11 protein-coding genes are annotated in these 11563 nt (G+C 55.3%); 3 read left to right on the forward strand and 8 right to left on the reverse strand.

The genetic code is table 11. The features are described from left to right. Positions 1 to 12 precede the first annotated feature (12 nt). Both ABLU50_RS24350 and ABLU50_RS24355 read left to right on the forward strand, forming a co-directional pair. The gene (locus tag ABLU50_RS24350) at positions 13 to 588 is read left to right on the forward strand and encodes a phosphopantetheinyl transferase (protein ID WP_072140520.1); all 576 of its coding nucleotides are present in this window, start codon (positions 13 to 15) and stop codon (positions 586 to 588) included. A gap of 36 nt (positions 589 to 624) precedes the next feature. Beyond that, positions 625 to 1191: an NADPH-dependent FMN reductase gene (locus tag ABLU50_RS24355; RefSeq protein WP_004202293.1), complete on the forward strand. Its 567-nt coding sequence runs from the start codon at positions 625 to 627 to the stop codon at positions 1189 to 1191. Positions 1192 to 1236: 45 nt separating this feature from the next. Here ABLU50_RS24355 and ABLU50_RS24360 read toward each other — a convergent pair whose 3' ends face one another. Next, on the reverse strand, positions 1237 to 2574 hold the full coding sequence (locus tag ABLU50_RS24360) for an NCS2 family permease (RefSeq protein WP_004202294.1): 1338 nt from the start codon (positions 2572 to 2574) through the stop codon (positions 1237 to 1239). A gap of 169 nt (positions 2575 to 2743) precedes the next feature. On the opposite strand from ABLU50_RS24360, the gene yieH reads away from it, so the two are divergent. Continuing rightward, positions 2744 to 3409 (forward strand): 6-phosphogluconate phosphatase, encoded by a 666-nt coding sequence (gene yieH, locus ABLU50_RS24365; protein ID WP_004202295.1) that lies wholly within the window; start codon positions 2744 to 2746, stop codon positions 3407 to 3409. 174 nt (positions 3410 to 3583) lie between these two features. On the opposite strand, the gene ABLU50_RS24370 is transcribed toward yieH, so the two are convergent. From ABLU50_RS24370 to pstS, 7 genes are all read right to left on the reverse strand, one after another. Continuing rightward, entirely contained in the window at positions 3584 to 4750 is a 1167-nt protein-coding gene (locus tag ABLU50_RS24370; RefSeq protein ID WP_087832633.1) for an alpha/beta hydrolase-fold protein, read from the reverse strand. Between the two features lie 38 nt (positions 4751 to 4788). Next, positions 4789 to 6420: a carbohydrate porin gene (locus ABLU50_RS24375; RefSeq protein WP_060656534.1), complete on the reverse strand. Its 1632-nt coding sequence runs from the start codon at positions 6418 to 6420 to the stop codon at positions 4789 to 4791. Positions 6421 to 6893: 473 nt separating this feature from the next. After that, positions 6894 to 7619: a phosphate signaling complex protein PhoU gene (phoU, locus tag ABLU50_RS24380; protein WP_004107251.1), complete on the reverse strand. Its 726-nt coding sequence runs from the start codon at positions 7617 to 7619 to the stop codon at positions 6894 to 6896. A gap of 50 nt (positions 7620 to 7669) precedes the next feature. After that, positions 7670 to 8443, reverse strand: coding sequence for a phosphate ABC transporter ATP-binding protein PstB (gene pstB, locus ABLU50_RS24385; protein WP_004145006.1), 774 nt, complete (start codon positions 8441 to 8443; stop codon positions 7670 to 7672). 47 nt (positions 8444 to 8490) lie between these two features. Continuing rightward, on the reverse strand, positions 8491 to 9381 hold the full coding sequence (pstA, locus tag ABLU50_RS24390) for a phosphate ABC transporter permease PstA (protein WP_004202301.1): 891 nt from the start codon (positions 9379 to 9381) through the stop codon (positions 8491 to 8493). Further along, a complete protein-coding gene (pstC, locus tag ABLU50_RS24395; RefSeq protein ID WP_004202302.1) occupies positions 9381 to 10340 on the reverse strand; it encodes a phosphate ABC transporter permease PstC in 960 nt (319 codons plus the stop codon). Before pstC ends, pstA begins: the two co-directional genes overlap by 1 nt. 128 nt (positions 10341 to 10468) lie before the next feature. Continuing rightward, on the reverse strand, positions 10469 to 11509 hold the full coding sequence (pstS, locus tag ABLU50_RS24400) for a phosphate ABC transporter substrate-binding protein PstS (RefSeq protein ID WP_004150308.1): 1041 nt from the start codon (positions 11507 to 11509) through the stop codon (positions 10469 to 10471). Positions 11510 to 11563 lie beyond the last annotated feature (54 nt).

Here is an 11563-nt window from a genome sequence, read left to right on the forward strand (position 1 = left end):
GAACTGCTGTTTATGCTTTACGGCATCGGCGAGCTGCCTGAAATCGTTAACGAAGCCAATGGCCGACCGGTTTTTAGCGATCGTCACCTTCCCCGCTTCTCTATCTCTTATACTGGCAATATCGTTGGCGTAGCGCTGACCACCGAAGGGGATTGTGGCCTCGATATGGAGCTGCAGCGCACTGTCCGCAGCCACGACGCCGACCGGCAAAATTTCAGTAACAATGAGAATCTGTGGGTTAACATTCAGCATGACCCGGACGAAGCGCGCAGCCAACTGGTGGCGCTGCGGCGCAGCGTGCTGAAGCTGACCGGTGAAACATCAACGCAGCTGCAGCTGCTGCCTGGCTCCGGCCGCCTGCGTACCGCCGGCAGCCTGCCGATCGAAGCCGTCTGTGACGCCGAATCGCTGCTGGTGTGGTCGATTGCCGCTACCCCGAATATCGGCCCGCTGAAGGTCTGGGAGTATGACGCTAAGGGAGGCGACTGGCACAGCCTGGCGGACGCTCAGCGGCGCGCGCGCGAGCCGTCAGCCCGCCTGATGCGCTTTACCAGCCTACCCACGGAAAAAACCTTATCCCTCAATTGACCGGTCTTGCCGGCATCATGATCCAAAGGAGCAATCATGTCAGATACCTTGAAAGTGGTTACGTTACTCGGCAGCCTGCGTAAAGGGTCGTTTAATGGAATGGTCGCGCGTACCCTGCCCGGCATCGCGCCGGCGGGCATGGACATCTCCGCGCTGCCGTCAATCGGCGATATTCCGCTGTACGATGCTGATATTCAGGAAGAAGAGGGATTCCCGCAGCGCGTGCAGGAGATTGCGCAACAGATCCGCGAGGCGGATGGCGTGGTGATCGTCACCCCCGAGTATAACTATTCCGTGCCTGGCGGCCTGAAAAACGCCATCGACTGGCTTTCACGCCTGCCAGAGCAGCCGCTGTCCGGCAAGCCGGTGCTGATTCAAACCAGCTCAATGGGCGCCATCGGCGGCGCGCGCTGCCAGTATCATCTGCGGCAGATTCTGGTGTTCCTCGATGCGATGGTAATGAATAAACCGGAATTTATGGGCGGCGTGATCCAGAACAAAGTGGATCCGCAGTCAGGTGAAGTGGTCGATCAGAGCACCCTCGACCATCTGCGCGGCCAGCTGACCGCCTTTGGCGATTATATTAAGCGGGTAAAAGCATAAAAAAAGCCCGGCAGCGATGCCGGGCTTTTTCATCATGCGTGCGGATTAATGTGCATCAATAAAGACAATCTTCAGCACGAACAGCAGCGAGACGATAATTACGCAAGGGCTGAGGTCGCGCAGACGGCCGGTGCCGATCTTCATCACGCAGTAGGAGATAAAGCCCAGGGCGATACCTTCGGTGATCGAGAAGCTAAACGGCATCATCACCGCGGTGATAAACGCCGGTACCGCTTCCGTCAGGTCATCCCACTTCACGCGCGCCAGGCTGGAGGTCATCAGCACGCCGACGTAAATCAGCGCGCCGGCGGCCGCATAGGCCGGAACCATCCCCGCCAGCGGAGAGAGGAAGATAACCAGCAGGAACAGGATACCGACGACAACGGCGGTCAGGCCGGTGCGCCCGCCTACGGAAACGCCGGAGGAGGATTCGATATACGCTGTTACCGACGAGGTGCCGATGAAGGAACCTGCCACCGACGAGACGCTATCGACAAACAGCGCCTGCTTCATGCGCGGGAATTTACCGTTGGCGTCCGCCAGACCCGCTTTATCCGTCACGCCGATCAGCGTCCCGGAGGAGTCAAACAGGTTGACCAGCATAAAGGAGAAGATTACCCCGGCCAGGCCCAGATTCAGGGAGCCCGCCAGATCGACATGACCGATCACCGAAGTCACGCTCGGCGGCGCTGAGACGATACCGGTGTAGTGCACATCCCCCAGCATCCAGCCCAGCAGGGTGGTCACCACGATAGAGACCAGTACCGCGGCGTGAATGTTGCGCGACGCCAGAATCGCGATGATAAAGAAGCCCAGCACGCCCAGCAGCACGCTATGGGAAGTCAGATGACCAATGCTGACCAGCGTTTCCGGGTTAGCGACGATAACCCCGGCGTTCTTCAGGCCCATCATACCGATAAACAGGCCGATCCCGCTGGTGATGCCCACGCGCAGGCTCAGCGGAATATTGGCGATCATCCAGTAGCGTACGCGGAAGATCGTCAGCAGCAGTAGGCCGACGGCGCCCCAGAAAATCGCGCCCATGCCGACCTGCCATGGCAGGCCCATCGCCTGCACCACCACAAAGGCGAAAAAGGCGTTCAGGCCCATCGCCGGCGCCAGAGCAACCGGCAGGTTCGCGAACAGCCCCATCATGATACTGCCGAAAGCGGCAATCAGACAGGTGGTCACAAACACGGCGCTGGTATCCATGCCCGCTACGCCAAGAATTTGTGGGTTAACAAAAACGATATACACCATCGTCAGGAACGTGGTGAAACCGGCGATGGCTTCCGTGCGCACCGTGGTGCCGTGCTCGCGCAGTTTAAATACGCGCTCCAGCAGACCCTGGCCAGAAGACTGGCTGGTTTGTTGTTGACTCATTATCGGTTTCCGAACGTAAGGAGGGAAAATTCGACGCTATCCTATACCAAATTACAGCGCCAGGCGCGGTTGTATGGTAATTTTTTTCATTTATTTTGCTTATACGGCAACGATTGCGTCGCGGCATTGGACATGACGAAAACGTTAAACTTGTTAATATGGAATGGCTATGACTCAACCAGAAGCAGTATTTTTTGACTGTGACGGCACGCTGGTCGACAGCGAGGTAATTTGCTCCCGCGCCTACGTGCACATGTTCCAGGAATTTGGCATTACGCTGGAGCTGGCAGAGATTTTTAAGCGCTTCAAAGGCGTAAAGCTGTACGAAATAATCGACACCATCAACGCCGAGCATGGCGTTAACCTGCAAAAGGCCACCCTGGAGCCGATTTACCGTGCGGAAGTCGCCCGCCTGTTCGATAGCGAACTTGAGGTGATTGCTGGAGCCCAGGCGCTGCTGGATGCGGTAAGCGTCCCGATGTGCGTGGTCTCCAATGGCCCGGTCAGTAAGATGCAACACTCTCTCGGCCGCACCGGCCTGCTGCACCATTTCGCTGACCGGTTGTACAGCGGCTACGATATTCAGCGCTGGAAACCCGATCCGGCGCTGATGTTCCATGCCGCAAAGGCGATGAACGTTAACGTTGAGAACTGCATTCTGGTTGATGATTCCAGTGCAGGTGCACAATCGGGAATAGCCGCCGGCATGGAGGTGTTCTACTTCTGCGCCGATCCGCACAACCCGCCAATCGATCATCCCAAAGTGACAACCTTTACCGATCTGGCTGCGCTGCCGGCATTGTGGAAAGCGCGCGGTTGGGATATCACTCGCTAGCCCCCGGCGTCGCCTGGCCGGGCGACGGTTGGCAGCAAGGGTATCCCGGTAGCGCTGTGATCTCGCCCAGAACAGGATGGCTGGCGACCGGCTTAACTCATTATCTTCGGACACAAGCACTTTCATCTTGTCTTTCTTCACTCGCGGAAAACGGGGGCTAAACGCCCCCTCCGGCTATTTAAACAGTTTTTGCACAAACTCCGCGTAGGCAGGGCGCCAGACGTCCATTTCATGGTTCAGGCCGGGATAGGCGTGATAGTCAAAGTTGATCTTCTGTTTTTCCAGCTCGCTTTTCAGACCCGCGATGTCTTTGCCGGTCACGGAATCTTTTTCCCCGACGACCACGGTAAAGTTACGCAGCTGTTTATTGATCGCCTCAGGATGCTTCAGCTGCGCTTCCACTCCAGCATTCGGCACTGTGGTGGTTGTGACGCCGCTAAACGTGGCGAGCCAGCCAAAGCTCTCCAGATGATTCATCCCGGAAACCAGCGCCTGATACCCGCCCTGCGACAGCCCAGCCAGCGCCCGACCGTCGGCATCTTTACGCACATTAAACCGGGCATCGATCAGCGGAATAATATCCTGCATGAGCTCTTTATCCGCCGCCTGCGCATTCAGCGGATAGAAGGTTTTGCGTCGCTCCTGCGGCGGGAAGTTTTCCGCGATGGCTTCCGGGATATCGGTTTCGGTATCCGGGACCACCACCAGCATTGGCTTGATCTTGCCCTCCGCCAGCAGGTTATCCATGATTTGCGGGATCCGCCCCTGATCGATGGCCGACAGGCCGCTGTCGCCAAAGCCATGATAGAAATAGAGCACCGGCAGCGGATCGCCGGTTCCGCTATAACCCGGCGGCGTCCAGACATAGAGACGACGTTCAGCGTTCAGCGCCTTCGAGTGATAGGTAAGGGTGCGCAGATCGCCGTGCGCGACCGCCCGATCGTCAAGAATACTGCCCGGCACCAGAATCAAACTGGTGTTCACCTGGCGCTGCGGCTTCTGATAGCGGCTGCCGGTATCTACCGAGCGGAAGCCGTCCACATCAAAATAGTATTCATAGAGATTGGGCTTCATCGGCTCGCTTTTCCATGTCCAGACCCCGTGGTCCGTTTTGGTCATGTCGTGCGAGACAAAAGTGTCCGGCGTGGCACCGGTGACTACCGAAACCCGCCGGGCATCAGGGGCAAACAGGCGGTAAGTGATACTTTTATCCGCGTTAACTTGGGTGATAAAGTGGCTCACCGGCAGGGAGGGGTCCGGCACCGCGGGCAACGGTGCAGCCTGAATGGTGAACGCCGCGCCCGCCAGCGCCAGGGCGAAATAAATTGCATGTCGTTTCATCGTCATTCCTCTTATGTTGTGTCCGTTCTGTTATCGTCTCACCACCAGATTTCCGCCTGCGCCCCTACGGCAAATTGATCGTTTTTACCGTCTTCAAAAATGCTGGTGGTGTTATTCGCGGCCTTATCCAGGTCGATATCCTTCGCTTTAATATAGGTGGCATAAAAGCGAATTTCCGGGCGCGAGGTCAGCATACTGGTATTAACTTTGAAGGTATGGAACAGCGTCGTCTTATAGCCGGACTCGTTATATTTTTTGCCGGTAACATCTTTGTTTTGCTGCTTGAAGTACCCCAGTTCGACGCCGGTCTGGTTATATTTATTCCAGATATAAGCCGGTCGCAGGACCGTACGGATGGATTCAAAATCGGAGTGGGCCCCGGTCTCGTAGCTGTAAACGTCGTTACCAAAAGAGTAAACGATGGCATTCGCCATAATAATGTCATCACGTAAATAGGTTTCCCCTTGCGAGGTTAAGCGCACGGCGGTGCCATTGGTATGGTCGCCATAATAGCGGCCGTTAAAGGTGGTATAGGGGCTGGATCCGGCATAGCGCGAGAAGCTGCTGGCAATGGAGTTATTCGCCAGTAAGAAAGAGAATTCGTTAAAGCCGCCGTTAGCAAATTTTTGCGTTAACGAGGTGCCGGCCATCCAGGTATCTTTCCATGGATAATAGCCTTCATTGCCCTCTTTATATTTCTCAGAAGAACTTTGGTTGGCAGCGACATAGCGTCCGCTGACCATCAGGCTGGCTTTATCCCACAGCGGGATCTCTTTGTAACGGATATCAAGGGTATTGGTGTTTATTTGCTGCTTATTGCTCAAGGAACGATCGTAGTCATCAACATCTTCCCGCACCAGCGCGATATCGAATTTCCCGACGCCAACCTGCCAGTTTTCCAGCCCCACGCCAGCCGCCGCATCGGTTCTCTGCGTTTTCCAGTCCAGCATCTGAATCTCGATTTTTGGCGCACCGTGTTTGCCGACCCAGAAATCGGCCTCCGGGGCAAACGGCAGGAATCCTTTGGTGTTAACGTACATATCCGAGAATTGGATGTAGTTTTCGCCGCCGGCATTGTCGCCAAACCAGCCAGTGGAATACTGCTGGCCAACGTTCCCGTCGAGCATCACAACGGCGTCGACGCGTTTATCGCCTTCCTGAAACACCCGCTGCTTCAGCTGCAGATCGAACCAGCCGGAATATTCATTGCCCAGACGGCCAAGCGAGCCGATGGCCCACGATTTTGGCGAGCCATGCGAGGCGGTTCCCCAGCCCGAGCGGAAGTAGCCGTTATAGCTAAAGCCAATTTCATCTTTGACGAACCTGCTAAAATCTTTCAGCGTCATCGCGCTGTAGGCTGGTGCACTGTCTGTAGCAGGTTGTTGATTTTTGACCAGTACCGCATCCGGTTTCACCGCTGCTTTCGGTCCGGCTGCCGCCGCGACGTTGCGCTTCTGGCTCTCTGCAGGCGGAGACCATGAGGCCCAAATCTGGTCTCTTTTTCTCTCCTGGTCTTGATATTTTTTGAGCTCTTTTTGCGTATCGCTGAGCGCTTTTTCCAGCAACTCAAGCCGTTGCTCTACCGTCAGCTGGCTCGCGATCAGGGAGGTTGAATAACAAAGCGGCGCCAGCAAGGCTATCGCCGAAGCGATCCTGGTTTTTCTCATCATAATATTCCCTTATATAAGTATTGGCATTAATAAAAACGACAGCGACAAGCATCGCGCGGGTTCAAATAGCTTTATCCATACCGCTTAAGGGCGCGGGGACTGTTATTTTTGCGCCTGGAAAAAAGCAAAAAAACCCGAAGAAGACGATCTGCCTTAACAGATAATCCTCTTCAGGTTTTGCCCGCGCATCGCGGTAGCAACCCTTATTAAGTCATTCTTCGCACGCATAAAAAAACCTGATATCGCCGCCGTGGGGGCAATATCAGGTTTTGCCTGCTGTCGCAGTAACAATCCGTTTAAAACATTTTGAGCTTGCGCGCTCAGTCAGTGGATGCTGATTGTTACGCGATAAAATGAAGAACTCAAACGGGCAGCCTGTTAATTGTGACGATAATCTCAGCAATATCGCTGCCGGTGGAGGAATCATATCTAATTCTGATAAATCCATTCATCAGAATTAGACAAAATGATTATTACTCTTTCGGATCTTTACCAGCGAGCAATTTATCCAGTTCATCGCCGCCCACATGACGGAAATCCTGGCCTTTGACGAAGTAGAAAATATATTCGCAGATATTCTGGCAGCGGTCGCCGATACGCTCGATGGAGCGCGCGCAGAACAGCGCCGTCAGGACGCTGGGGATAGTGCGCGAGTCTTCCATCATGTAGGTCATCAGCTGACGTACGATGCCTTCATATTCCTGGTCGACTTTCTTGTCTTCGCGATAGATACGTACCGCCTCGTCGAGATCCATACGCGCGAAGGCATCCAGCACGTCATGCAGCATCTGCACCGTATGGCGGCCCAGCGATTCAAGGCTCACCAGCAGCGGCTGATGCTGCTGGGAAAACTTCTCCAGCGCGGTACGGCAGATTTTATCCGCCACATCGCCAATGCGTTCCAGCTCAGCGATAGTCTTGATGATCGCCATCACCAGGCGCAGGTCGCTGGCGGTCGGCTGGCGCTTGGCGATGATGCGCACGCAGGCTTCATCGATCGCCACTTCCATCATGTTGACCTGTTTGTCGCCGTCAATCACGCGTTTCGCCAGTTCGCTGTCCTGGTTATGCATGGCGGTGATCGCATCAGAAAGCTGTTGCTCCACCAGCCCCCCCATGGTCATCACCTGGGTGCGGATATACTCCAGTTCAGCGTTGAACTGGCCGGAAATATGTTTGTTAAGATTTAGGTTGTCCATGGTGTCTCCTGATTGCCCAACTGGTGAGAGCCTGAAAGCACAAGGGCAAATCAACCGTAGCGGCCAGTAATATAATCTTCAGTTTGTTTCTTCGCGGGCTTGGTGAACAGATCATCCGTATTGCTGAACTCAATCAGCTCGCCAAGATACATAAATGCCGTATGGTCGGAGCAACGCGCAGCCTGCTGCATGTTGTGAGTCACGATAACGACGGTGTAGTCCTGTTTCAGCTCGGTGATCAGTTCTTCGATACGCCCGGTGGAGATCGGGTCCAGCGCGGAGCACGGCTCATCAAGCAGCAGCACTTCCGGGCGGATCGCGATACCGCGGGCAATACACAGACGCTGCTGCTGACCACCGGAGAGAGAATACCCGCTCTGGTGCAGTTTATCTTTGGTTTCGTTCCATAATGCGGCTTTGGTCAGCGCCCACTGCACGCGCTCGTCCATATCGGCACGGGACAGTTTTTCAAACAGGCGCACCCCGAAAGCGATGTTGTCGTAAATGGACATCGGGAACGGCGTTGGCTTCTGGAACACCATGCCAACCTTAGCGCGCAGCAGGGCGATATCCTGGGTGTTAGTCAGAATATTGTCGCCATCCAGTAGGATCTCACCTTCCGCACGCTGCTCTGGATACAGTTCAAACATTTTGTTGAACGTGCGCAGCAGGGTGGATTTACCACAGCCTGACGGACCGATAAACGCCGTTACCTGGTTTTTGGTGATATCCAGGTTGATGTTCTTCAGGGCATGGAATTTGCCGTAGTAGAAGTTCAGGTTACGAACTGAAATCTTACCCGGAGCTGTATTCACCATACTCATCTCAATCTCTTCCTCATTCAGCGCAGCCGTGGCTGCGCCGCAAAAAATTAACCGTGTTTCTTCTTGGCGAAGATAACGCGCGCCAGGATGTTCAGCAGCAAGACGCACAGGGTGATAATCAATACCCCGGCCCATGCCAGTTGCTGCCACTCCGCAAACGGACTCATGGCAAATTTGAAAATGGTCACCGGCAGGTTGGCAATCGGCTGCATCATGTCGGTGCTCCAGAACTGGTTAGACAACGCGGTGAACAGCAAGGGCGCCGTTTCCCCAGCGATACGGGCGATAGCCAGCAGGATCCCGGTCATAATCCCTGAGACGGAGGCTTTCAGGGTGATCGCCGAGATCATCTTCCACTTCGGCGTCCCCAGCGCATAGGCCGCTTCACGCAGGCTATCCGGCACCAGTTTCAGCATGTTTTCGGTGGTACGAATAACGATAGGCACCTGCAGCAGCGCCAGGGCGATAACGCCCGCCCAGCCCGAGAAGTGCTGCATCTGCGCCACCACGATGGTGTAGACGAACAGGCCGACCACGATAGACGGTGCGGAAAGCAGAATATCGTTGATAAAGCGGATAATTTCAGCCAGCACCGACTTGCGGCCATACTCCGCCAAATAAATTCCGGCGAGGATACCCAGCGGCGTACCAAAGACGGTTGCCCACAGGATCAGCAGGCCGCTGCCGGCGAGGGCGTTGGCCAGACCACCGCCCGCGGTATTCGGCGGCGGCGTCATTTCGGTAAACAGCGCCAGACTCATACCGTCGAAGCCGCGGGTTATCGTCGCCATCAGGATCCAGATAAGCCAGAACAAACCAAACGCCATGGTGGCCATCGACAGCGCCAGAGCGATACGGTTCTTCATGCGGCGTTTGGCCTGCATCTTGCGGCGGGACTCCGCCAGCTCGGCGGTGCTTTGCATTTCAATGGTCGCCATTAGCGTGCCCCCTCATTCTTCGCGAGGCGCATAATCATAAACTTCGACGCCGCCAGAACGATAAAGGTGATAACGAACAGGATCAGGCCCAGCTCCATTAGCGCCGCCACGTGCAGGCCGGTTTCCGCTTCGGCGAATTCGTTGGCCAGCGCGGAGGTAATGCTGTTCCCCGGCATATACAGCGATATGCTGTCGAGCTGGTAGGTGTTGCCGATGATAAAGGTGACCGCCATGGTTTCACCCAGCGCGCGGCCCAGACCGAGCATCACGCCGCCGATCACCCCGTTTTTGGTGAACGGTAAAACGATGCGCCAGATCACTTCCCAGGTGGTGCAGCCGATGCCATAGGCCGACTCTTTCATCATCACCGGCGTCTGTTCGAAAACATCGCGCATGACCGCGGCGATATAAGGGATGATCATGATGGCCAGAATGACGCCAGCGGCGAGAATGCCAATCCCAAACGCCGGACCGGCAAACAGCGCGCCGACGAACGGGATGGTCGACAGGACGTTCCCCACCGGCTCCTGGAAGTAAGTCGCAAACAGCGGGGCGAAAATAAACAGGCCCCACATGCCGTACACGATACTCGGGATTGCCGCCAGCAGCTCAATCGCAATGCCCAGCGGGCGCTTGAGCCAGGCGGGGGACAGTTCAGTCAGAAACAGCGCGATGCCGAAGCTCACCGGGACGGCGATCAGCAGCGCGATAAAGGAGGTCACCAGAGTTCCGTAGATCGGCACCAGCGCGCCGAAGATTTCGTTGGGCGCATCCCACTCTTTGGTCCACAAAAAGGCAAAGCCAAACTTTTGAATGCTCGGCCAGGAAGAGATGATCAGGGAAACGATGATGCCGCCCAGCATCAATAGCACAATCAGCGCAGCCAGTTTTACCAGCGCACTGAAAATTATGTCACCCTTTTTCCCCGGAGGGGTAAATGCAGGCTTGGTTGCAGCCATAGATTACTCTTTACGTATTAAAACTTGTTCGAATAAATGCCCGGTGGCGTTGGCTCCCGGGCCTACAGTCTGAACCGTAGGGCGGGCAGCGCCTGAACGCCCCCGCCATCTTCGTCAAAAATCTACTGTTAGTACAGCGCTTTACCGCTGCTGTCTTTGACGTTGGTTTTCCATGCCGCACGAACCTGCTCTACCACGCTTTCCGGCAGCGTCGCGTAATCCAGCGCATTGGCTTCTTTCCCGCCGTTTTTATACGCCCAGTCAAAGAACTTCAGCACTTCTGCGGTCTGCTCAGGCTTGTTCGTCGCCTTATGCACCAGGATGAAGGTGGTTGAGGTGATCGGCCATGCGTTTTCACCTTTCTGGTTAGTCAGGTCCTGAGCGAAAGACTTGCTCCAGTCAACGCCTTTTGCGGCGTTAGCGAAGTTGTCTTCAGTCGGGCTAACCGGCTTGCCGTCGGCAGAGACCAGTTTGGTGTACGCCAGGTTGTTTTGCTTGGCGTAAGCGTATTCGACGTAACCAATCGAGCCCGGCAGACGCTGAACAAAAGCGGCGATACCGTCGTTGCCTTTACCGCCCAGACCGGTTGGCCAGTTAACGGTAGAGCCTGCGCCGATTTTCGATTTCCACTCTTCATTCACTTTGGACAGGTAGCTGGTGAAGACGAAGGAGGTACCGGAACCATCGGCGCGGCGAACCACGGCGATATTCTGCGACGGCAGCTTCAGACCCGGGTTGAGCTTAGCGATCGCTTCGTCATCCCATTTTTTAATTTTACCCAGGTAGATATCGCCGAGGGTTTTGCCATCCAGCACCAGCTCGCCGGATTTCACGCCAGGCAGGTTAACCGCCAGCACCACGCCGCCAATCACGGTCGGGAACTGGAACAGGCCTTCCTGGGTCAGTTTGTCATCAGCCAGCGGAGCATCAGAAGCACCGAAATCCACGGTGTTGGCAATAATCTGTTTAACGCCACCAGAGGAACCAATACCCTGGTAGTTCACTTTATTGCCAGTTTCTTTCTGATAGGTGTCAGCCCATTTGGCATACACCGGCGCAGGAAAAGTTGCACCTGCGCCAGTCAGGCTTGCTGCTGCGAAAGCAGAGAAAGCGCTCATCGATAAGGTCGCGGCGACAACTGTTGCGACGGTGGTACGCATAACGTTCATAATGTCTCCTGCTGGGATTCGTAAATCATTGTTTCGAGGCTATGGTGAGCAAAA

The sequence above is a fragment of the Klebsiella sp. GG_Kp173 genome, assembly GCF_040062415.1.
Taxonomy (GTDB): domain Bacteria; phylum Pseudomonadota; class Gammaproteobacteria; order Enterobacterales; family Enterobacteriaceae; genus Klebsiella; species Klebsiella quasipneumoniae.

Coding starts and splice junctions, on each gene's coding strand:
- ABLU50_RS24350 (WP_072140520.1), top strand. CDS start 13: ATGCTTTACGGCATCGGCGAGCTGCCTGAAATCGTTAACGAAGCCAAT.
- ABLU50_RS24355 (WP_004202293.1), top strand. CDS start 625: ATGTCAGATACCTTGAAAGTGGTTACGTTACTCGGCAGCCTGCGTAAA.
- ABLU50_RS24360 (WP_004202294.1), bottom strand. CDS start 2,574: ATGAGTCAACAACAAACCAGCCAGTCTTCTGGCCAGGGTCTGCTGGAG.
- yieH (WP_004202295.1), top strand. CDS start 2,744: ATGACTCAACCAGAAGCAGTATTTTTTGACTGTGACGGCACGCTGGTC.
- ABLU50_RS24370 (WP_087832633.1), bottom strand. CDS start 4,750: ATGAAACGACATGCAATTTATTTCGCCCTGGCGCTGGCGGGCGCGGCG.
- ABLU50_RS24375 (WP_060656534.1), bottom strand. CDS start 6,420: ATGATGAGAAAAACCAGGATCGCTTCGGCGATAGCCTTGCTGGCGCCG.
- phoU (WP_004107251.1), bottom strand. CDS start 7,619: ATGGACAACCTAAATCTTAACAAACATATTTCCGGCCAGTTCAACGCT.
- pstB (WP_004145006.1), bottom strand. CDS start 8,443: ATGAGTATGGTGAATACAGCTCCGGGTAAGATTTCAGTTCGTAACCTG.
- pstA (WP_004202301.1), bottom strand. CDS start 9,381: ATGGCGACCATTGAAATGCAAAGCACCGCCGAGCTGGCGGAGTCCCGC.
- pstC (WP_004202302.1), bottom strand. CDS start 10,340: ATGGCTGCAACCAAGCCTGCATTTACCCCTCCGGGGAAAAAGGGTGAC.
- pstS (WP_004150308.1), bottom strand. CDS start 11,509: ATGAACGTTATGCGTACCACCGTCGCAACAGTTGTCGCCGCGACCTTA.